This window comes from Paraburkholderia sp. GW821-FHT02A12, assembly GCF_059422005.1.
On record NZ_JBWKWA010000002.1, the window covers coordinates 3280526 to 3301590 of the forward strand.

Here is a 21065-nt window from a genome sequence, read left to right on the forward strand (position 1 = left end):
ATCATTCGTGTGCTGGCTGCTACTGCTTGCAGTCTCCGGCGCCCTTCTCGCGCAAGGGGCGGCCGCCGCCGGCGGGGGAACGCATCGCGTCGATGTTTGACTGCAAGTGAAGTTCATCGGCGAGGCCATTGAGCATCGCCTACAGTGGGAGGAGCACTCGGGCTTCGCGCATGCGTAGTCCAGAAAGGGGGGCGTAACAGATGCTCAAAGAATATCTGTTCCTCGCGATGCTTGCTTAGGTGAATGCGTCCATTTCCGCACACCCCAGCTTTTTGAGGGCATTGAAATGGCGGTCCTGCAACCACCTATCCTGACCTGCATCTCGCAAGATGATTCTGGAGGCACGTACATCCACTTTGCTTGCAAACAGTTGCTGGATGTATCGGTCCCCGTCCAGTATGCCCGCTTCGGCCGCCGCCAGACTGTCCAAGCTCATGACAAAGTACGGTTATGAGGTCTTGTCAGCGGTTCGGCAAGCTTGATTGGTGTCAGGGCTTTGTTCGTGTGGTGCCATCCGCCGAATTCAATACATCCGCGGGCCAACCTCACTGTCTTGTGATGGAGGAGAAGACGCTTCACTAGGTGGCTCAACAGCTGTCATACGCACGGGCAACGCGCGGTCTTTCGCGCCATAAAAATGTGGTGTTCTTTTATGAGGCCGTGCGCCGCTCTGGATTTGCCGCTTCGCGATTGTCCTGTTAATCACTGCCGCAGCGGCCTATAACAGAACTGCAGCATGGTCTTTATTGGCTAGCGGATTTACAACGTCCAGTCACCAGCGTACTTATTGCGCACCGTTCTGCTCCGCCCGGTACCAGCCTCGCGTTATTGCCCACATAGCCATTTTATAAGTTCGATATCTTGCACAGCGCGTGCCAGAAACTGGCTTTGGATTCGCTCGCCTTGACGGGACGCCGTGTACGGTTGGACTGTCCTGCGATATTTACCAAGGTAACTAATTGGACCCGCACGTACAGGTCGTCGGCAAGGCCGCGTCGACATTATCTGGAACGGCCGCACTTGCCTGGTTCAAGAGAACGAACCACATCACATGGAGTACATAGATATGAAACCGCTCAGATTCGCAGCAGTTAGTGTCGCCGCCCTCGCATTCGGGTACGTTCAGGCTCAGGAAATGTCGCCTGCAACGCCGGCCGCCAGTCCCGCTGTGTCCTCGACAGAGTCTGTTGGAGGTGTCCCTGCCACGACCAGCGAGTCAGGCATGTCAATGGGCAAAACCCGGGCCCAAGTCAAGCAGGAATATCTGCGCGCGCGCCAGTCGGGTGAACTCGACAAGATAAACCAGCAGTATGGCGGGCAATAAAGACAGGGGGTGCGATTCCAGGGTAGTCGACCGCTACAAGCTCGCGCGAACGCGTTAGGCGGAAAACGGTCGGCAATTGCTATCACACGTCGTCCGCGGCTATCCGAAAGGCAAGTTCCGTCCTTGCCATTCCGTAGCCGTATGCGGAATTCAGCCGGGTATCTAGCCGGACTGTACGTCTCCGTTCTCATGCCGAAATAGCGCGAGGTAAGAAAGGAAATCATGTCGACTTCCGCACCCCAGTCGGGTTTCAAGCATCCCGTCTTTGTCGTCAGCTTCCACGCGCGCGGTCGGCGCTTCAACATCCTGCGGGCGTAACTAGGCTATCGCGTCGGGTGCGGAATAACGGACCCGAAGAACACGACCCACGTCTGAAAGTCATCGCTGAAGGTTTCGAAGCGATGTGGCACATGTGCAGCAACGAACAGAAAATCTCCAGTCTCGAAAGCAACAACTTCACCCTCGCGCCGGAACGTGCCGTGACCTGACGCGACAAAATATAACTCGTCGCGGTCGTACGGTTGCTGCGTGTCGGCGGTGCGTGGCGAGAACAACTCCAGCGATACGCCTTGTCGCGCGAACAGTTCGATAAAGGGTAGAGGCTGCGCGGCGAGTGTGGCGCGCAATTGTTCGTGCGACAGCCTGAGCGGATTGGATTCAGCCATGTTCGTCTCCCTTGGTCCGGCCACTGTAGCTAGTCCGGGACGCGACCGCACGCGTCAATTTACCTCGCCCCCCCGATAGGAGCGCATCGAACGCTTCACGTGCCTCCTTCAGTTCTTGCATCGCAGCTTCGAACCTGACAAGTTCGAGAGTCGACGGCTGGCCGTCGCCGTCCGATGCGAAGTGCCGTTCAAGAGCGGTGGACGCGGCTTGCACATTGCGCGCCGCGCTTACGACTCGTTCCAAGGCCCGTGCTTCGTCGGAGCTCCTCTTTTCTGTCGACATACGGCTCCTCTGCGTTACCTGGCATGCCATCGATATGCGTATTGTCGACGAGGATTGCGAAAGCTGCTCTATCGCGACGAGTCATTCAGGGATGCTTGCTGACCAGGTTGCGCTTGCAACGCAGAGGCTCCATCGAATGTCCGTTGAAGTCTAGCGCTGGCAGCCTATAACAGAATTTGTAGCGCGGGCGTTATCTGCGCAAAGGCTTACCATGACTTGGTCAAGCGACCTTCCGGTGCGCCGCCCTGTACCGCCCGATACCGAGGGCGTGTCTTTCGCCAGTAGTTACCTAATTAATTCGGCGATGCGACCTGCAGCGGTCGATATCCCACCTTTCCCGCTCGCGCCCGTCGACGTAGTCCGGGGTCGCTTTAGCGCGGTTCTGCGAGCAGGCGTCAGATTAGCGAATTGCCGAGAAAAGGACTCAGGCAACTGGTACTAGATTCAAGGAGGCTCGAAATGAAATTACGTTTGATTTTGACGGCAGCCATCGCTTTGCTTCTTGTGGCGGATATGGCGACCGCGAAGGAGCTGCGGGACGTACGGCCATACGCCCACGAGACGATGCAGGCCGACGCTGATGAGACGATGCAGGGCGACGCTCACGCGACGATGCAGGATAACGCCAACGCGTCCGCTCAATCCAGCACCGACATGTCATATGGCGGCGTTCGCGACATACGTAGCGCATCAGGCAGCGCGCGCACTCGAACTTGCGCTACTAGGCCTCAATGTGACATTTTCTTTGGTCATTGAGAGACGTATCCAGCGGGACCGCTGCGATGAGACAAAGGTTTCAGCGGTTCCCCCGACGAAGAATCCGGCTTTAAGTCTACGGCTGCCCTGTTGACACCAACATAATATTGACCCGCATGCCGAAAATCGGCTGACCAGCCAGATTGGGCCGCAAGTCGTTGATGACAGAGTCGTTTCTTGATTGGCAGGCTGGTCAGTCCGATGCCGGCATATGGGCCAACCTGGCATCGGTGACAACACACTGGGCCGATTTCTTCTGGACTCGCATCCGACTTTGGACCACTCCATTTCAGTTTACTGCGGCTGTACATCAGGGCGAATATCTCGCGAAAAACCCGGATGCCAGAGTGCTGCCAGGCTTTATTGGCAGCAAGAAGCGGTAGGTCGCCTGGATGCACGGCGCTGGGTGCTCAGCTTCACTGTGCGTTCGGTCGAGGCTGATAGGTGAGAGCTTCGAACGTTGAGGAAATATGGCCAGGCGACGTAGGGAACAGCATCGTCTTGAAACCATTGGCTGGTTGCGTGCTGCGGTTCTCGGAGCCAATGATGGCATCGTATCGACTGCCAGCCTCGTTACCGGCGTAGCATCAGCGCATTCCTCTCATGGAAGCATTGTGCTCACGGCCGTGGCCGGGCTGGTTGCGGGGGCCATGTCGATGGCGACTGGCGAATACGTATCTGTTTCCTCGCAGGCGGATACTGAAAAGGCAGCTCTGGTCCAAGAGCAGGCCGAACTCGAGGCTGACTTTCCGCGCGAGCATCGAGAATTGACTGCAATCTATGTGCGTCGCGGTCTGGATTTGCCGCTTGCCAAGCAGGTTGCCGAAAAGCTGATGGCCCACGACGCGCTTGGCGCTCACGCACGTGATGAGCTGGGCATTTCGAAAGTGACGTCCGCCCGACCTTTGCAAGCAGCACTGGCTTCTGCCTGCAGCTTTTCGGTGGGCGCAGCCTTGCCGGCTATCGTTGCCGCCCTGGCGCCCGAGTCGGTGTTGATTCCGGCCATAGCTCTCTCTGCCTTGGTTTCGCTAGCCTTTCTGGGCGGCTTGGCCGCAAAAGCGGGCGGAGCGAAAGTCGGCGCAGGCGTCATCCGCGTGGTCTTCTGGAGTGCCCTGGCAATGGGCGTGTCATCAGGTGTTGGCGCTCTGTTTGGCGCAGTAGCATGAGGCGCCGCGCTCGCATCGTGTCGGCTCGGGTGCCCAACCAACATCTCACGGGCCACCCAAGGCGCGCGCAAAGAAATCTGGCGGATGGAGCGAACGCCGAGCGAGTTTTCCACTGCGAACACGGCGACGGCGCGTCTAGCTATTGCGCGACGAAATTTGCCGTAGAAGGCATCACCGAGTGCTTGGCCATCGAGGTCGCCCCATTGGGAATTCATGTGACGGTAGTGGAACCAGGATATTTCAGCACTGAGTAACTCAGCGGCAATTCCGTTAAATACGCGAAAAAAGTAATCGACGCATATGCTGCAACGGCGGGGGCTACGCGTGAAGCAACGGTCGCTGTCAATGGAAAAGAGGCCAACGACCCAAATAAGCCGGCGCAGGCACTTATCACGCTCGCCAACGCCGATACGCCGCCGTTGCGCTTGCAATGCTTTGAAGACCGGATTGCAGTAACTTGTCCGGTTCCCCAAGGTATGGCAGAGATACACTATCAGATGACACAAGACGGAGTTCGAGATGCAGGGAAGATTCAGGCAGTAGTTGATGCAAGGTGGGCGCCGAAGGGGTAGCAGCGCATGACGTCCTTCCATCAAGGAGTCAACGAGGAGCAAGACATGGAACTTAAATGTGTTGTGGCGGTTGTTCGGCCGGACGCTCTGCAAACTCTGGAAAAGAGGCTCGGCGCTATTGATATCCACGGCATAACCGTTAGCAAGGTAAAAGGGTTCGGCGCGCATCCAAACCTGTTTGCCGATGATTGGACAACCGAGCACCTCAAAATCGAAATTTTCGCCCAGGCATCGGACGTTGAAACCCTCGTAAGAGCAATCATGGATATCGCGCACGTCGGGCCGGCCGGAGACGGCATAGTCGCGATTATTCCCGTCGAAAGGTTTTTCCGCGTCCGCACGCAGTCTGAGGCAATACCTTGACCTGACGGCTCACGCCGATGGTCGTGAGTGCGGTCGCCCTGGCTCTGACACGGGAGGCCGAAAAAGACAACGTTGCAGACTGGGTCCGTGCGTTGCTCGATGAAATGAGCCGGTCTTGTCGCCGGCCATTCCATCGGAGCTTTAAATGGCACACGAACAGCATCAACCTTGCATCTCGGCCTTCGACGCATGAGCAACGGCTTGCGACCACTGCGTCGCTTCCCGTTTGTGAGAGGAACATGCGACCGAAATGGCCGAACGCATAAAACCCGATGTCGATTGCGCGGCGGTCTGCCGCCTTGCATCCGGTGGCATGGTATGCAGCAGCCGGCACGCGACGGCTATCTGCGCCTTGTGCGCGCAGGTCGATGCGTGCGCGGCAGAATGCGAGGAGCATCAGGAGGAGCATTGCAAACGCTGTACAGAAGCGTATCGCAAGTGTGCCAGCGAATGGCTAGCAAAACCGCAAAGCCTGGCGGCAGAAAAATTCCGTCAGTCGGCATCCATGCTCTCGTAGATGAGCGCCGCACAAAAGGCGAAAATGCCCGGCGAACCGGGCATTCGACACCGCAAAGGATGAACTGGCCGTTAGACCGGCTTAATGTTTGCAGCCTGCTTGCCCTTCGGACTCATCTTCACATCGAAGCTGACCTTCTGATTCTCCTGCAGCGACTTGAAGCCCTCTGCCTTGATTTCAGAGAAGTGGACGAACAGGTCCTCGCCGCCGTCGTCCGGCGTGATGAATCCGAAGCCCTTTGCGTCGTTGAACCACTTCACAGTACCTGTTGCCATTTTCCTGAATTTTCCGAAAAGTTTTGTGTTGTTGTCACGTTCAGCGGAACGGCCGAACGCGGCAGTTTCCTTGTACCACGGGAAAATGACAGCCGACGACCAGGGGCGCTACGCCTTGCTTCCGAAAGTGTCGAGACCGCAGCGCGAGTCCGGGAACAGGTTACCCCCGCGACTCTAACCGTCTGTACGAGAGCCCAAGGTCAGTGACGGTTGGGTTGCGGGAACCGCGGGCGCTCGCCGTGACCGCAGGCATCCCGCTGCGGATGTCGGTGTTGAGGTTCGTTAATTCCGCTAACGGCGTCCAATCTCGCTGCTAACGAGAAATCTCTCTATCTCATTGATTTTTCGACAGAATCAACGAATTTACTTCGTCGCGATTTGTTGCTTTTTCGCAACGCGGCATACAACTCTTGTCCGCTATTTCTGCTAATACACCTTTCTTGACCACTAATTGTACTAATGTAGATTAATCGTCACTGACGTCAACGTCCCAATGGTCAAAGCCAACGAAAGCGAAGACCGAGAAAACACGGTTGCCCGACTGCTCCGACCGCTCGGGAGCGGGCCTCTTACGAAGGCTCAGGCACTGAAGGCCGCACAATTGCTCGACGTGCACTGGACCACCGTCTACCGCCTTCGGCAACGCTTCCTGGTCAATCCCGTCGCCAGTGCAGTTAAACCTCGTGAGCGAGGCCCAAAGACGGGCGGTCGCCGCTTGAGCGAACGAGCCGAGTTGATCGTCGACGAAGCGCTGACGATCTGGCTTCCCAGACAACGTCAGCTCGCTCACCCGCTTTCCGACCTGACACTCGAGATCCGGCGTCGATGTGCGGCAGCAGGCGTAACGCCCCCGAGCCGCAGCTCAGTGGTCCGGCGGTGGGTCGCACATCGCGAAGCCGACAGTCTCGAACAGGCCAGCAAACCAACGGCGGCACCTGGCAATTTTGTCGTGCGCCATCCACTCGACGTCGTCCAGGTTGATCATACCCAAGCGGATATCATGGTCGTTGATGCGTTTTACCGGCGCCCAATCGGTCGACCATGGCTTTCCCTCGCCATCGACGTCGCGACCCGTTGTGTGGTGGGTTTCTATGTCAGCATGGAGCGACCCGGGGCGGCAACCGTTGCGCTGTTGCTGACACGCGTGGCGCTTCCCAAATCCGCATGGCTGGACAAACTCGGTGTCCAGGTCGAGTGGTCCATGCACGGCGTGCCCAAGGTATTGCATCTCGATAATGCCGCTGAGTTCAAGAGTCGAGCACTCCGGATCGGATGCTCTGAATATGGCATTGAACTCATGTACCGCCCAGTCGGACGCCCTCATTTTGGAGGCCACATTGAGCGTTTGAACCGCACGCTGATGGAGCGGGTTCACGGGCTTCCCGGTACGACGGGTTCGTCCCCGAAGGGTCGGAAAAAGCGCGCTCCTGAAAAGCATGCTGCCTTAACGCTGCAAGAGTTCGAGCGATGGCTCGCGCTGGAAATCGGGCAGCGTTATCACAACAGCGCGCATCGTGGCCTTCATGGGGCAACGCCCGCCAGTATGTGGAACACTTTGAACGCCGCCGAAGTTACATCGCGTCTGCCCGATACTCCGGAAGCAGAATGGCAATTCTTGTTGCAGTTTCTTCCTGTCGCCCGGCGAACGATCCAGGCTGATGGGCTCACGCTGTTCTATATTCGCTATTGGCATCCGATCTTCTCCGCGTGGCGACCGGATAGACGTACCGTGATGGTTCGCTATCACCCCGAAGACCTCTCACGCATATTCGTGAGCATACCCGGCAAGGAATTCATCGAGGTCCGATTTGCGGATTTGCGCCATCCCCGAATCTCACTTTGGGAGCAGCGATCAGTTGTCCGGCATTTACGCGACCAAGGACAGAAATTGATTTCGGAAGCGATGATGTTTCGCGCGATCGAGGAACAACGTCGTCTTGTTACGCAAGCTCAACGGAATACGCGCAGCACAAAGCAACGAGCCTCGCGCACTGATCGTAGTGCACCACAAACGAAATCTGACCCCGGTCCTGTCGTTTCTGAATCACCTGCTGCATCTGACCCGCAACTTGACCTTGTCGATTACAGCAAGCCAGCACCAGCCTACGATGCAGAACAATGGTGAGGGTACGACATGAAGAACGCGCAGCTCGGACACTTACTACCGGCGATCCGGCCACAAGCTCAGCTCGATGATGCAACGCGTATTCAGTCTCTGTTGCGTGACCGATGGATAGACTACCCACGCGCGACTCAGGCGCTGGAGCAGCTCGAGAGGCTGCTTGCGACACCACGACGCGAGCAGGATGCCGTGCCTTCTCCTGCATGGTGATTCCAATATTGGCAAGACGCAAATTATCGCCAAGTTTCGGCGCGAGCATCCCGGTGAATTTGACGAGCGACGCGGCATCGAAGTGCGCCCAATCGTTTCGATGCAAATGCCGCCGACACCAGACCAACATCGCTTCTACTCAGCGTTGCTGTTCGAAATCGGCGCGCCACACAATGCCGTAGCGAGCCTCGCAGTGCTCGAGCGACTCGCACGAGATCTACTGAGGAGGATGACTCCGAGCATGCTGATCGTCGACGAGGTGCATCATCTCCTGGCGGGCACGTATCGCGAACAACGCGCCGCTTTGAATCTCCTGAAGTTCCTTGCCAACGATCTCCGCGCCAGCATCGTCCTCGTCGGTACCGACGACGCGGTGATCGCTCTCCAAAGCAATACGCAAATGGTGAGTCGTTTCACACCATTTGAGATACCCCGCTGGCGCGAAAGCGAAGCGTTTCGCCGGCTGCTATCGGCATTCGAACGCATATTGCCGCTACGTCGTCCGTCTGATCTCGCGCAGCGTGAGATCGTACAATACGTTTTGGCCGCCAGTGATGGACTCACCGGCGAGGTATCGCGAATCTTGAACGCCGCGGCCGAACTGGCAATCCGCGACGGGAACGAATCGATCAAGCTCCATCATCTCGAACAGGTGACGCGCGTTGCCGTCCACTAGCTTGCGTCCGTGGCCAGTTGCGCCCCGCCCGTTCGATGAAGAGGCGTTCGGAAGCTGGTTGGGGCGGATTGCCAACCGCTATCAGTTGAGCGTCATCCAAGCATGGGAAATCAATCAGCTTGGAATATTCCCGGCATTGACCAACGCCTGGTGGATCTTGTTCACTCCGGTACCCAAAAGCACGCTCGAAATCCTCGCAACGCTCGCACGTTTGGACGTTGATCGGCTCGCGCGAACTCAAACACCGCCCGACTGGATGGTAGATCGCCCCAACCTACCGTATTGCTTCAGATGCCTGGTACTCAATCCCGTTGACGTCACCGCCCCACGCTGGAAACGACGATGGCTCGATCCAGGTATCAAAGTATGCGATGAACACGGGACAGATCTGGAGCGCATTCCGGCGTCGATTCCACGGCGGGCACGGAATATGGATCGCCTACTCTCACTCGTCAGCGAATATCGACGTCGCCTCTCCGAAACTCCGTGGCTCAAGCGATATTAGCAAAATTAGCGTACCCATTAGCATAATTAACGGACCTCAACAGCAGCCACGCCGTCGTCGGTTGCCGTCAGCGCGGCAGTGGCGCCGGGCATCGCGATTCCCACCTGACACACCACGTTCGACAAACTCACGAGACGTACGTCGTTCATGATCGATGCGGGCCCGACGATCCAGCCGACGCGCCATCCGATCATCCGATACTCCTTCGAAACCGCGCCGATGGTGATGGTACGTTCGCGCATGCCCGGCAAACCGGCGGGATGAATGACCTCGCGCCCGTCGAACAGGATGCGCTCCATCGCCGCGTCATAGACCAGCCAGATGCCATGGCGCTTGCAATGTTCCGCAATCGCAAGCCATTCGTCCCGAGATGCGACGTAGCCGCTTGGCATCGAAGGCGACATGATCAGCAGCGCTTTCGTTCGTGGCCCGATCGCCGCGGCAAGACTGTCGAGATCGAGCCGCCAGCCGTCGGCACCCGGCTGCAGCCGCGCGAACTTCGGCACGCCTGCGGCCAAATGCACCCGGTTGATCAGGCCAGCGTAGGTTGGATCCGTCAGCACGACCTCGTCGCCCGGCTCAAAGCTGCTGGCGCTCGACTCCGCTATCGATGCATTCGGCGCGGACGACGAGACCGCGGTCCGCGCAATCCTCGAGCGCGACGAGGATGCGCACGAGGTCGAGCACTGGTCGATCGACAACTGGGCATTTCATCGAGCCATCTATCAGCCAAGCGACAAGCGGCATCTGCTGGAGACGCTGGAATCAATCTGGCGCAAGACTGACCGCTATCTGCGGCTCGTCTGGCAACTGGAGCGCTACCAACGCATCTCGCTCGCAGAACATCATGCGATCCTCGATGCAGTACTCGCCCGAGACCGGCGCGCCGCGAAGCGCCTGACGAAAGCGCATATCGAAGCGGCTGGCGTCGTGATGCAGGACGCGCTGCGCGAAGCGCGGCAAGAGTGAGGTTCGAGCTGGCAGTATCGCTAGAGCAATCGGGTCGGGAAGTGTGTGGCACCCATCCAGTGCTTGAGCGTACCGAAGACATATTCAACGGTACTCCTACGAATGGTCATTGCATCTGGCTTCCGGTCGAGCCGACGCTGCATGGCTTCCAGTATATGTTCGTGCTCCCATCGTCGGATGCGGCGATAGTCGCTGGGCGAACAGCGTTCCTTGAGATGGCAATGCGGGCAAGCACTGGGCCAGTACGCGCGCAGATTCATGTCATGCTCAACGGTCGTGAATCGGTGAATCGCGCGCTCGCCAGCGGGGCATCGATACTCACGTTCCTGACAACGTAGACAAAGTCGCGCGTGGTAAAGAGTCCTTGCTTCCGTGATGCCGAGGTGAGTGGTTTCGGGACATACGCCGTGATCCCGGCCAGTTCGCACGCGCGGATGTTCAGATACCCGTAGATATAGATCTTGAGCATCACGCCCGGATGATAGGACGGTCGGCCCGTGAGCGCCGGCGTGGTACCGTTGAAAAGTGACGAGCGGTGATTACCGGCCAGATACTCACCGCTTTTATGAGCGGCATGGTTTCTTGCGGGACGGGCAGAGACTCTCCAGGAGACTACGGCCGTAGAGGTGGCGTCGTTGCTTGACTACACTCAATCCGTTGCGAGGCGGAATACTCTCATCGCGTTATCGAGCACGTCTGTCTGCTGCTGCATACTTGCAGAAGCTGCTGCGGCTTGTTCGACTAAGGCGGCGTTTTGTTGCGTCATCTCGTCCAGGTGTCCCACGGCGCGGTTAATTTCCTCAATTCCAGTGCCTTGTTCCGTGCAGGAATTGCTAATCTCCGCCATCAGCTTGGTAACACCGTGCACTGAGTTTGCGATCTGCTTCATGTTCTGACCGCCTCGATCGATCAACTGACCGCCCTCGTCGACCTTGGCAACGGATTCGGAAATCAAGGCTTTGATTTCGCGTGCAGCATCTGCGCTGCGCTGTGCAAGGCTTCTCACTTCCTGTGCGACAACTGCGAAACCACGGCCCTCGACACCTGCACGTGCGGCCTCCACCGCGGCGTTTAACGCGAGGATATTGGTCTGGAATGCGATGCCTTCGATGGTGCCAACAATATTCGATACCTTACGCGAGGTCGCACGAATTTCTTCCATTGTTTCAACGGCCACGTTCATCAGATCAGAACCTGTGGCTGCGAGACCGGACGTCGAAGTAGCGAACTCATGCGACTGCTGCGCGTTTGCTGCGTTGTTCCGCACAGTGGAGGTCAGCTGTTCCATGGCAGCAGCGGTTTGCTGAAGCGAGCCGGCCTGTGCTTCGGTTCGGGAAGACAAGTCCGCATTACCTGCCGCAATTTCGCGTGCCGCAGTAGTCACATCGTCGCTCGATTTGCGAACGTTGCTGATAAGACTGGCAAGACCGATATTGATACTGTTAAAGGAGTCTTGAATCGCACCGATTTCGTCGTTTCGTTTGACATGTATCTGGGCTGACAGGTCGCCTGCTGCCAACCGGCGAGCCGCCGTTTCGACATCTGTCAGTTCGCGGGAGACATACTGTCGGGTTAAAGCGAAGGCACACAGGCCTATCAATAAGGCAGCGATCAAACTTGGCACCTCATTTACCAGATTCAAAGGGGCAGTGGATGCGTCCAACACTATGTGCACCAGAACGTCAAGAGTCAGGATCGCGGCACCACCGAGTACGGAGAGGCCGAGTTTCTCAGCGAGGGCTGGTGTTCGGAAGTCCGCAATGTCGAGACCCACTGAGAAAATACCGATGACGTTCCCTTGTCCATCGCGAATGGGGCGGTAGTTCACAAGGAACCTCCTGCCCGCAACGAGTGTGTACCCGTAAAAGGTTTGTCCCGCGCGATTGAGTGCATATGCCGCATGTGAACGGTCCATGACTACACCCACGGCGCGAACACCTTGAGAATCCTTGACGTTGGTCGCGACCCGAACAAAGTCATCACCACAGAGCACAAAAATCGAGGAAACGGCACCGGTCTCCTGTCCCCACCTATCAACGATTGAATGGTTCAGGTTGACTAGATGTGGGCCGCTCATGAGAGCAGGTGTCTGTCGTACACCCACCTCAATTTGCTGCGTTGTGTCAAGCGAAAAGCCGTCAGGGTAATGCTGTTCGAGCAGCCTGGACAGCTTTCACACCTTACTTTCCAGAGAGCGAAATCGAATCATTTTTCGGACTATGAGCGTGAGAAATCAATTTTTATCGATTTGCCCGACCAGAATTCCAGGCGGAATAAGCCCTCAACTTAATATCGATGCAGGACGAGCCACTAAGGATGGTTTGACCATGCTCGCCGTTGCCAATGAAGCGAAGGCTGGCTGACACGCGAAGTGAGGCAATAGTTTTGCGATGAATCGACCTTGCTACGTGAGTGAGTCCAGTGTCGGGGGTAAGTTCTATCAGTGGCGGCGGGAGAAACCCGAACGTTACGCGGCAGCTATGGCGGTCATCCCTGTCCCCTCTTGTTTTGCCAATCTCGAGGAGACATGTTAAAGCGCTCCTTGAAAGCACGACTAAAATGCGACATATCATTAAAGCCCCACCTGAACGCGATGTCGGAGACTCGTAAGAAAGAAAACTGAGGGTTTGCGAGCTCTTCCGCACACCGTTCCAAGCGCATATGCCAAACATAGCGCATCAAGGACATGTTCTCTGCTTCAAACAACTTGTTAATGTATCGAGCCGAAATTCCCATTGCCCGTTCGACTATTTGTGGATTCAGTTCGGGATCCCGGAGATGCTCCATGACGAAACTCTTTGCACGCAACAGAGTCATCGCCTTCAACCGTGATTGGGCTATATCGTTTTGCCGCAGATTTCCGAGCGTCATCGCAACCAATGTGATTGCCGTATCCGAGAGCTTGAGCATTTCGTCCTCGGTCACGTGACTAAGCTGCGACGACATCCCCTCCAGAAACGTGCGCATTACGTTCCCGACGCCTTGGGATGTGTTCATCGGGGTAGCAGTGCGACTTTCCATCCCTCCAACAAGCTGGTTCAGCGTCGTCCGGGGAATGCTGACGACGATTTCACGCCATGACTGGTCGAAGTGAAGATGATGAGGGCGTGTCGCGTCATAAATCGCAAAATCGCCGGGGCGCAGCGTCACGATCTTGCCGTCCTGTTCGACGGACTGGTTTCCCTCGAGCATCAATACCGCGAAGTACTTATCCTCGTATTCGCTTCGGGCCTGGCGATAGCGTCGAGTGACCGACTGCTCGGCAGCATGGATTTCCGATATACACAACTTGTCGCATTTGCGCTGCCGCACTTTTCCGAAGAAATCGGGCTTTTGCACCGCTGCGATCTGCACGTCCGCGAACAGGCGTAAGATCATCTCGCGCCAGAATTCGATGCGCTGGCTGATCGAGCCGTCGGTCGCCACCTCGATCGCCGAACTCGCCCACTCGAACGGCGCACCGCCGGACACGACGCCCGGTACGATGTCGCGCGCGGCGGGAATGATCGGTTGCATCGTCATGATCGTGCCCCAACATGGATGAGCGAACGGGGGATCCTGTAGCGTGCCCGTTCAAAAAGTCGTTGTCCAATCGATCCGACAACTTACGCCGCATGGTCGCGAAGGCCGCACCGCCGGTCACACCGACGCGAGTCGTACGTGTCAGACGAGCGCCGTCTGACGCCAGTCGGACGACTGTTCATACGCATACGCGCACCGATAGATCGTGGCCTCGTCGAAGCGTCGTCCTACCAGTTGCAGGCCGATCGGCAGATCCTCGGCAACCGCGCACGGGAGCGACATTGCGGGATGCCCGGACACGTCGAACGGTGCGGTGTTCGCGAGCATCTCGAACGCGCGCGTCAGCGATTCCGACATCGCGCAGCCGGGGTCCGGCAGCTTCGACGCGCGCATCGGCACAGTCGGCATCAGCAAAAGATCGTACGATTGCAGCACCGAGTCGTAATCCGCGCGCAGCCGCCGCGCGAGGTTCTGGCACTTCGCGTAGTAGCGGCCACGATACCGGCTCGTGAAGTATTCGCCGAGCAACATCGTCACCTTCACGGTGTCCGGCAGTTCGTCGGCGCGCTCGCGCCAGCCCGCGTGGTGATCGATCATCCCGGTCACGTACAGACCGCCCCAGTTGAAGCCGTGGCTATTGCCCTTCATCATCTGCTGCGTCGCGCCCTCGGCTGCGATCGGCAGCCAGATCGCGGTGCCGGATGCATGCAGCGGCACCGACACCTCGTCGACGCTCGCGCCGAGCTTGCGCAGCCGATGCGCGGCGACGAGCACAGCCTCATCGACGACCGATTCCGAATTCGCGAGCCCGAAGGCTTCGCGCAGGATCCCGATCCGCAGCCCGGCGATACCGTCGCGGATCGCGCCGAGATAGTCGGCGCGCGGCGGCAGCGCGCGCTGGCGCGGATCGAGCCCGTCGTCGCCGGCGATCACGTCGAGCAGCAGCGCGTTGTCGAGCACACTGTTCGTCATCGGTCCGAGATGGTCGACGGTCGCCTCGATCGGCATCGCACCGGTGTACGGCACGAGCCCGTGCGTCGGCTTCATCCCGTAGACGCCGCAATACGCGGACGGAATCCGCACCGAGCCGCCCTGATCGCTGCCGAGTGCCATGTCGACCTCGCCGCTCGCGACGAGCGCGCCGCTGCCGGACGACGAGCCGCCCGACGAATGTCCGGGCTTTCGCGGGTTCTGCACCGGCCCCGATGTGCTCGTATGCGAGCCGCCGGAAAAGCAGTAGTACTCGCAAGTGGATTTGCCGGCGATCGTCGCGCCGGCATCGAGCATCCGCGTAACGACGGTCGCGTCGATGTCCGGCACGTAGCCCTCGAACGTGCTCGCACCGTTGCGCATCGGCACGCCGGCCACGCAGATGTTGTCCTTCACCGCGACGGACTTGCCGTGCAGCTTGCCGTCGGGCGCTCCGTGGATCGTGCTCTTGCACGCCCACGCGCCGTAGCGGTTCTGCTCTCCTTCCGGGCGATACCCGGGCGTGCGCGGATACGCAACGGTCGGCAGGTAGTCGGGCAGCGCGTCGATCGCGTCGTACGCGTCGAAGTTCGCCTGCAGCGCTTCGTCGTAGTCGGCGAGCTGCCGTTGGTCGACATGGAAGCCGAACCCAGCTGCGATGTCGGCGAGTTGTTCACGGGTCGGGCGCTTGATAGCCATCGACTTTCTCCAGTTCGGTAGGACGGCGCCGCACGATGCGCGGCGCCCGGACCATTCAGCGGGCGACGGCGTCGCGCATCATGCCAGTCTGCGGATGGCAGTTCACGTATTCGTAGACCTGGTGCTGCGCGTCGAACACCGACACTTCGTGATACAACCGCAGCTTCGACAGCCCGGCGACGACGCGGAAGAACGTGACGAAGATGCGCAGGTGCGTCGGGTGCGACTCGGCCCAGCGCTCGAGCCGGTCAAGCGAGCGCCAGTGCCCGATGGCGTAGCTCTCGTCGAGCAGATTGCCGTCGAGATCGATCGACTGCACGTAGCGGTTGCTGTAGCAGCCGACATCCTTACCGTTGTCGCGCAGGAAATCCATGCCGGCGCGCAGCGTCGGCTCGATCTCATCGAGATAAAGCCGGCGCTCGTCCCCTTCGGCCGTGCGCCAGTCCTGGCCTGATCGGATCAGCGCGATGTTATCGTGCGCATGCACGACGACGCGGCCGCCTTTCGACGGATCACGATGCACGATCCGCAGCTCGCCGTCCGGCTGCATCCAGTCGAACTGAGAGATCGGAAAGCGGTCGCGCATCGATCCCCAGTAGCCGTGTTCCTCGATCTCGCCGCTGACGCCGTCCATGATCGCGCCGACGCCGGGGAAATCGTCGGTAAACGCGTACAGCGTCTCGAACTGGTCCGCGCGCGGCGCGACGATCTCACGGAAATAGCCGATCCCGTCGGAAAGCCGCTCGTCGGACGCCCACCATTCGGCGATCGTCGGTGACGCGAGCCAGCGCCCATACGCGGCCGGGTCGCGCCAGTAGCCGAGCACGATAAGGTTGCCATAGCCCTGGTTGTCGGTGTGCTGGGTCAGGTCGTAGTGCGCAGGGCCGTCCGTCGCGCCGAAATCGGCGACGATGCGGCGCAGCGCGGCAAGCGCGGTGGCACGCTTGTCGGCGCCGCGATACTGCACGCCGAAGTAACCCATCACGACCTGGGTCAGGTCCTCGGACGCTCGCGCGACATACATCGGGAACGGCGGCTGGTAGTCGTCGGCGACGCGGCGCGACAGCTTGCGCGGGCAGACCAGGTGTTTGTCGATGGCGGATTCCATGAATGGCCTCGCTGGGAAAGGAATTGAATGTTGAAGAATCGAAGACAGGAAGGACGAATCGGCGTCGCTCGAACTGTGCTCAGAAGATGTGCGCGTAGCGCAGGCCAACGAGCACGCTGTCCTTCGGACCGTTGCGCACGCTCAGGTCGGTACCGAGCTGGATCTGCACCTGATCCGATTTCGTCACGAACTTCGACGCGGTCACCCGCATCCGCGTCGTGCGCAGCGCGTTGTGGCTGTCGATCCCGTCGACGCTCGTTTCGCCGCCCCAGAACTGCGTAACGCCGAGCCCGAGCGACGTGCCCGGATCCGGCATGTAGCGGACCATCGCCTGCGCGCTGTAGCTCATCCGCTGGTGCAGCGTCGCGCCGCTCCCGCCGTAAGACGTGTTGTTGCCATACCAGATCGCGTCGCCGACCAGATCAAGCGCCCAGTGCGGTGAGAAATGCTTCACGTACGCTGCCTGGAAGTCGAGCGACCAGCGGTTCGCGCCGAAATTGAGACTTTTGTTCTGGTCATAGCTACCGGTCGGCGCGTACAGGTACACGGTCGCGGCGGCCACGTCCTTTGCGTCGTTCAGGCGGAACTTCAGCGGCGCAGTCAGGATCACGTCGCCGACACCCGTCGTGCTGCCGAGCGCACTCGCGTTGCCGAAGCCGCTGACGTGACCGAACGGCAGCAGGATCTGCGGATCGATCGTCAGCCGGTCGGTCAGCTGGAACACGTGCAAGAGACGCGCTATGCCTACGTTCGACTGCAAGTCGAAATCCGACGTCTTGCCGCCGTTTGAGTAATACGCGTTCGTCGCCGAGTAGTCGTAGTACAGCACGCCGATCGTCGCGCCGGCCGGGTACTGCTCGTAGTCGCCCGGATCGACTTCGACCGCGCCCGCGTAGTGCGATGCGACCAGCATCAGCGATGCGCCGATCCAGCTCGCGATCCGCTTCAGTTTCGTTCTGTTGACGTTGTCCATCATTCCCCTCACCTGGATGAGCAAACACCACCACGCTCGACGTGCAAGGAACGTGCGCCGTTGCCGGACGCCGGTATCGTGGTGTGCTGCATAGCTGTTATCCGGCGGCGCATTCGATGCGCCGTCGATTCGCGACAGCTCGATGACCGTCGCTTGAGAGGGAGAATAGGAAGACAAAATATGCGGTTCTGTTTCCTGACGGAACAAGAAATTGACTGTGGCGGGCTTCCGCAATCGGCGCCACGCGGCGGTAACAAAACGGCTATCCATCACCATCATTTCCTGCGGAGCGGAGCGCCCCGCCCGCGGCGGCATACTTCAGTCTGGCGCCTCGTATATAGCCGGTTGCCCCGCACGTTCCCCGCCCATCGCCGATTGCCCGGCTAGATCCGTCTCAGCACAGTTTCCGATCCGCGTAGACAAAGAACCGCACATTTTCTCTTCTTACCCTTTGCATCGAGCGTGACCGGTGAAGGCCGCGTCCCGCCTCGGACACGGCAGCGGTATCGACACCGCGACGGTCATCCCGATCCACCACAAGGAAAGGAGTCCCCTCCAATGCGCGCTAACCCATCCGCGGAAACGACCTCGACGCCCGGCGAACGTGCCAGGGCGCTGTTCCGGGTCATGAAGGAAAAGAACCTGATCCCCGACGGCTACATCGAAAGCCTGACTGAACTGATGTCGACGACCTGGGACCCGGCCAACGGCGCGCGCATCGTCGCGCGTGCGTGGGTCGATCCGGCATTTCGCGAACTGCTGCTGAAGGACGGCACGGCCGCGTGCGCGCAGTTCGGCTACACGGGTCCACAGGGCGAATACATCGTCGCGCTCGAAGACACGCCAACGCTCAAGAATGTGATCGTCTGCAGTCTGTGTTCGTGCACAAACTGGCCGGTGCTCGGCCTGCCACCCGAGTGGTACAAGGGCTTCGAATACCGTGCGCGCCTCGTTCGCGAAGGGCGCACGGTGCTGCGCGAACTCGGCACCGATCTCCCCGACGACGTCGTGGTGAAGGTCTGGGACACAACGGCTGAAAGCCGCTATCTAGTGCTGCCGGTGCGCCCGCAAGGCAGCGAGCACATGAGCGAGGCCGGGTTGCAGACGCTCGTCACGAAGGACGTGCTGATCGGCGTCGCCCTGCCGCGCGTGAGCTGATTCGCGCCGCCCTCTCCCATCGACATTCATTCCGGAGTACACACATGGACGGTTTTCACGACCTCGGCGGCTTCCAGGGCTTCGGCCGGGTTCCGCATTCGATCAACAGCCTGGGCTACAAGCCGGTTTTCAAGGAAGACTGGGAACATCTCGCCTATAGCCTGATGTTCGTCGGTGTCGACCAGTTGAAGAAATTCAGCGTCGACGAAGTGCGCCACGCGGTCGAACGGATCGACGTGCGCCAACACGTCGGCACGCGCTATTACGAGCGCTACGTGATCGCGACGGCGACGTTACTAGTCGAAACCGGCGTGCTGACGCAGGACGATCTCGACCGCGCGCTCGGCTCGCGGTTCAGGCTCGCGAACCCGCCGCACTCGCCAGGTCGCGCGGCGCCCGCAGGCTCGATGCGGTTCGAAGTCGGCGACCGCGTGATCGTTCGCGACGAATACGTGAGCGGGCACATTCGTGCACCGGGATACGTGCGCGGCAAGGAAGGCGTCGTACTGCACCGGACGACCGAGTCGTGGCCGTTCCCGGACGCGATTGGCCACGGCGACACAAGTGCTGCGCACCAGCCGACCTATCACGTCGAATTCCGCGCGAGGGATCTCTGGGGCGATGCCACGGACGACGGCTTCGTGGTCGCCGATCTGTTCGAAGGCTATCTGGACCGCGCGCCGGCCCGCGCCGATGCCGCAGCTGCGTGGGCCCGGAAACACGCCGACGGTGCGCCGGCGTGAATACGCTCGCGCCATCATTCGTGTCGTCACCCACGCCGGGAAACCCGGTGGCACGGATACCGGTGACCGTGCTTTCCGGGTTTCTCGGCGCGGGGAAAACCACGCTGTTGAACCACATCCTGCGCAATCGCGCGGGCCTGAAGGTCGCGGTAATCGTCAACGACATGAGTGAGGTGAACATCGACGCGGATGACGTGCGGCGGCATGTCGAGCTGCATCGTGGCAAGGACGAGCTCATCGAGATGAGCAACGGCTGCATCTGCTGCACGCTGCGCGCTGATCTGCTCGATCAGATTAGCGTGCTCGCGCGGCAGCGACGCTTTGACTACCTGCTGATCGAATCGACCGGCGTCTCGGAACCAATGCCGGTCGCGGAGACATTCGCGTTTCTCGACCGGGACGGCTTCAGTCTCAGCGAGCTCGCGCGACTCGATACGCTCGTCACCGTCGTAAACGGCGAGACGTTCGAGACGATGCTGGAATCGACAGACCCAGTCACGGCCGGAGGCAGTGGCGACGACGGCGGTCAAGGCAATGACGGCGCCGACCCGCGCAAGCTCTCGGATTTGCTGATCGAGCAGGTTGAATACGCGAACGTGATCCTGGTCAGCCGGATCGACCGGATCGGCGAAGCGGGTTTCGACCGGCTGCGCGCGGCACTCGCCTCGCTGAATCCGTCCGCGCGGATCCTTCCGATGGCGAACGGCAAAGTCGATCCGTCAGACGTGCTGCATACCCGCCGCTTCGATCTACCGGCGCTCGTCGAATCGCCGGGCTGGATGCAACGGATGCAGGCCAACGAGCGATCGTCGGAATCGGAGTCGTATGGGATCGCGTCATGGGTCTATCGCGAGCGCGCGCCGTTTCATCCGGCGCGTCTCCTTGCGTGGTTACAGCAACCGTGGAGCAACGGCCGCCTGCTTCGCTGCAAGGGCTATTTCTGGACAGCGCATCGGCATGTCGATATCGGCATGCTTGTGCAGACCGGCGGGCGCTTTCGGTGGGGCTATGTCGGACGCTGGTGGCGCTTCGTTCCGCAGCCGGACTGGCCGCGCGACGACTATCGCCGTCAGGGCATACTCGACAAATGGGAGGAGCCGGTCGGCGATTGCCGGCAAGAAATCGTGTTCATCGGACAGGCGATCAACCACGACCGGCTGCGGCAGGAGCTCGAGACGTGTCTGCTGGCCGTTACCGAAATCGCCCCGGGCCCGAACGAATGGGCGCATCTGCCGGGTGCCGATGCGTTCGATGCGGAAGCGGTCGCGGGGTATCCGTGACGCCGGGCATCGACCGCGACCAGCTCGAGGACGCAACGACCGATATTCGCAACTGGACGCTCACGCCAGACGGGCTGATGATTACATTCGCTCCAGACGTCGTGCTTGCGTACGCTCTTGGAGCGACAGAGATCTCGATCCCTTGGCGGGATTTGAAGCCGTTTCTTGCGCCAGACGCACCGATCCCGTTTCACAGCTGAAAGCGTGCCA

Annotated in this window: 23 protein-coding genes and 3 pseudogenes; 15 read left to right on the forward strand and 11 right to left on the reverse strand. The window is 59.6% G+C overall.

Annotated features, from left to right (window positions below; translation table 11 throughout):
* Nucleotides 1-235: 235 nt before the first annotated feature.
* Entirely contained in the window at nucleotides 236-436 is a 201-nt protein-coding gene (locus AC07WT_RS36175; protein WP_494950660.1) for a hypothetical protein, read from the reverse strand.
* Between the two features lie 1211 nt (nucleotides 437-1647).
* Nucleotides 1648-1989 (reverse strand): cupin domain-containing protein, encoded by a 342-nt coding sequence (locus tag AC07WT_RS36180; RefSeq protein WP_494950661.1) that lies wholly within the window; start codon nucleotides 1987-1989, stop codon nucleotides 1648-1650.
* Nucleotides 1990-2731: 742 nt separating this feature from the next.
* Between AC07WT_RS36180 and AC07WT_RS36185 the strand changes: the two genes are divergently transcribed.
* The 6 genes and pseudogenes from AC07WT_RS36185 to AC07WT_RS36210 form a co-directional block, all read left to right on the forward strand.
* Nucleotides 2732-3028 carry a hypothetical protein gene (locus AC07WT_RS36185; RefSeq protein WP_494950662.1) on the forward strand — a complete coding sequence of 99 codons (297 nt, stop codon included), beginning with the start codon at nucleotides 2732-2734 and terminating at the stop codon, nucleotides 3026-3028.
* 161 nt (nucleotides 3029-3189) lie between these two features.
* A complete protein-coding gene (locus AC07WT_RS36190) occupies nucleotides 3190-3411 on the forward strand; it encodes a hypothetical protein (RefSeq protein ID WP_494950663.1) in 222 nt (73 codons plus the stop codon).
* Nucleotides 3412-3498: 87 nt separating this feature from the next.
* Nucleotides 3499-4194 carry a VIT1/CCC1 transporter family protein gene (locus AC07WT_RS36195; protein WP_494950664.1) on the forward strand — a complete coding sequence of 232 codons (696 nt, stop codon included), beginning with the start codon at nucleotides 3499-3501 and terminating at the stop codon, nucleotides 4192-4194.
* A complete protein-coding gene (locus AC07WT_RS36200; protein ID WP_494950665.1) occupies nucleotides 4191-4448 on the forward strand; it encodes an SDR family NAD(P)-dependent oxidoreductase in 258 nt (85 codons plus the stop codon). Before AC07WT_RS36195 ends, AC07WT_RS36200 begins: the two co-directional genes overlap by 4 nt.
* A 363-nt stretch (nucleotides 4449-4811) precedes the next feature.
* On the forward strand, nucleotides 4812-5129 hold the full coding sequence (locus AC07WT_RS36205; RefSeq protein ID WP_063500914.1) for a P-II family nitrogen regulator: 318 nt from the start codon (nucleotides 4812-4814) through the stop codon (nucleotides 5127-5129).
* 244 nt (nucleotides 5130-5373) lie between these two features.
* A pseudogene (locus AC07WT_RS36210) lies at nucleotides 5374-5646 on the forward strand (four-helix bundle copper-binding protein); the annotation flags it as partial.
* A gap of 71 nt (nucleotides 5647-5717) precedes the next feature.
* Here the strand turns inward: AC07WT_RS36210 and AC07WT_RS36215 are convergent.
* Nucleotides 5718-5921 (reverse strand): cold-shock protein, encoded by a 204-nt coding sequence (locus AC07WT_RS36215; RefSeq protein ID WP_494950666.1) that lies wholly within the window; start codon nucleotides 5919-5921, stop codon nucleotides 5718-5720.
* Between the two features lie 493 nt (nucleotides 5922-6414).
* Here AC07WT_RS36215 and AC07WT_RS36220 point away from each other — a divergent pair, with 493 nt between their 5' ends.
* The 4 genes from AC07WT_RS36220 to AC07WT_RS36235 are packed head-to-tail and all read left to right on the forward strand — an operon-like array spanning nucleotide 6415 to nucleotide 9434.
* Nucleotides 6415-8046 (forward strand): transposase, encoded by a 1632-nt coding sequence (locus AC07WT_RS36220; protein WP_494950667.1) that lies wholly within the window; start codon nucleotides 6415-6417, stop codon nucleotides 8044-8046.
* A 9-nt stretch (nucleotides 8047-8055) separates the two neighbouring features.
* A complete protein-coding gene (locus AC07WT_RS36225) occupies nucleotides 8056-8253 on the forward strand; it encodes a TniB family NTP-binding protein (protein WP_494950668.1) in 198 nt (65 codons plus the stop codon).
* Nucleotides 8204-8929 carry a TniB family NTP-binding protein gene (locus tag AC07WT_RS36230; protein WP_494950669.1) on the forward strand — a complete coding sequence of 242 codons (726 nt, stop codon included), beginning with the start codon at nucleotides 8204-8206 and terminating at the stop codon, nucleotides 8927-8929. Before AC07WT_RS36225 ends, AC07WT_RS36230 begins: the two co-directional genes overlap by 50 nt.
* A gap of 1 nt (nucleotide 8930) precedes the next feature.
* Nucleotides 8931-9434: a TniQ family protein gene (locus AC07WT_RS36235; RefSeq protein ID WP_494951131.1), complete on the forward strand. Its 504-nt coding sequence runs from the start codon at nucleotides 8931-8933 to the stop codon at nucleotides 9432-9434.
* Nucleotides 9435-9460: 26 nt separating this feature from the next.
* Here AC07WT_RS36235 and AC07WT_RS36240 read toward each other — a convergent pair whose 3' ends face one another.
* Complete coding sequence (locus tag AC07WT_RS36240) at nucleotides 9461-10135, reverse strand: pyridoxal phosphate-dependent aminotransferase (RefSeq protein WP_494950670.1); 675 nt, start codon at nucleotides 10133-10135, stop codon at nucleotides 9461-9463.
* On the opposite strand from AC07WT_RS36240, the gene AC07WT_RS36245 reads away from it, so the two are divergent.
* Nucleotides 10083-10403, forward strand: coding sequence for an FCD domain-containing protein (locus tag AC07WT_RS36245; protein ID WP_494951132.1), 321 nt, complete (start codon nucleotides 10083-10085; stop codon nucleotides 10401-10403). The genes AC07WT_RS36240 and AC07WT_RS36245 overlap by 53 nt on opposite strands.
* A 23-nt stretch (nucleotides 10404-10426) precedes the next feature.
* Here the strand turns inward: AC07WT_RS36245 and AC07WT_RS36250 are convergent.
* The 7 genes and pseudogenes from AC07WT_RS36250 to AC07WT_RS36280 form a co-directional block, all read right to left on the reverse strand.
* A pseudogene (locus tag AC07WT_RS36250) lies at nucleotides 10427-10842 on the reverse strand (transposase); the annotation flags it as partial.
* 57 nt (nucleotides 10843-10899) lie between these two features.
* Nucleotides 10900-10953, reverse strand: a pseudogene (locus tag AC07WT_RS36255) (hypothetical protein); the annotation flags it as partial.
* A gap of 99 nt (nucleotides 10954-11052) precedes the next feature.
* On the reverse strand, nucleotides 11053-12573 hold the full coding sequence (locus tag AC07WT_RS36260; protein WP_494951133.1) for a methyl-accepting chemotaxis protein: 1521 nt from the start codon (nucleotides 12571-12573) through the stop codon (nucleotides 11053-11055).
* A gap of 317 nt (nucleotides 12574-12890) precedes the next feature.
* On the reverse strand, nucleotides 12891-13919 hold the full coding sequence (locus AC07WT_RS36265; RefSeq protein ID WP_494950671.1) for a helix-turn-helix domain-containing protein: 1029 nt from the start codon (nucleotides 13917-13919) through the stop codon (nucleotides 12891-12893).
* A 147-nt stretch (nucleotides 13920-14066) separates the two neighbouring features.
* Nucleotides 14067-15593, reverse strand: coding sequence for an amidase (locus AC07WT_RS36270; protein ID WP_494950672.1), 1527 nt, complete (start codon nucleotides 15591-15593; stop codon nucleotides 14067-14069).
* 55 nt (nucleotides 15594-15648) lie between these two features.
* Nucleotides 15649-16701 (reverse strand): aliphatic aldoxime dehydratase, encoded by a 1053-nt coding sequence (gene oxdA, locus AC07WT_RS36275; protein WP_494950673.1) that lies wholly within the window; start codon nucleotides 16699-16701, stop codon nucleotides 15649-15651.
* A 79-nt stretch (nucleotides 16702-16780) separates the two neighbouring features.
* Nucleotides 16781-17677, reverse strand: a complete 897-nt coding sequence (locus AC07WT_RS36280; RefSeq protein WP_494950674.1) for a transporter — start codon at nucleotides 17675-17677, stop codon at nucleotides 16781-16783.
* 555 nt (nucleotides 17678-18232) lie between these two features.
* Here AC07WT_RS36280 and nthA point away from each other — a divergent pair.
* Genes nthA through AC07WT_RS36300 form a run of 4 tightly spaced genes read left to right on the forward strand, consistent with a single transcriptional unit; the run spans nucleotide 18233 to nucleotide 21055 of the window.
* Nucleotides 18233-18832 carry a nitrile hydratase subunit alpha gene (nthA, locus tag AC07WT_RS36285; protein WP_494950675.1) on the forward strand — a complete coding sequence of 200 codons (600 nt, stop codon included), beginning with the start codon at nucleotides 18233-18235 and terminating at the stop codon, nucleotides 18830-18832.
* Between the two features lie 44 nt (nucleotides 18833-18876).
* Nucleotides 18877-19575, forward strand: coding sequence for a nitrile hydratase subunit beta (nthB, locus tag AC07WT_RS36290; protein ID WP_494950676.1), 699 nt, complete (start codon nucleotides 18877-18879; stop codon nucleotides 19573-19575).
* Nucleotides 19572-20855: a GTP-binding protein gene (locus AC07WT_RS36295; RefSeq protein ID WP_494950677.1), complete on the forward strand. Its 1284-nt coding sequence runs from the start codon at nucleotides 19572-19574 to the stop codon at nucleotides 20853-20855. The genes nthB and AC07WT_RS36295 overlap by 4 nt, the downstream gene beginning before the upstream one ends.
* Entirely contained in the window at nucleotides 20795-21055 is a 261-nt protein-coding gene (locus tag AC07WT_RS36300) for an RsiV family protein (RefSeq protein ID WP_494950678.1), read from the forward strand. Before AC07WT_RS36295 ends, AC07WT_RS36300 begins: the two co-directional genes overlap by 61 nt.
* Nucleotides 21056-21065: the final 10 nt, after the last annotated feature.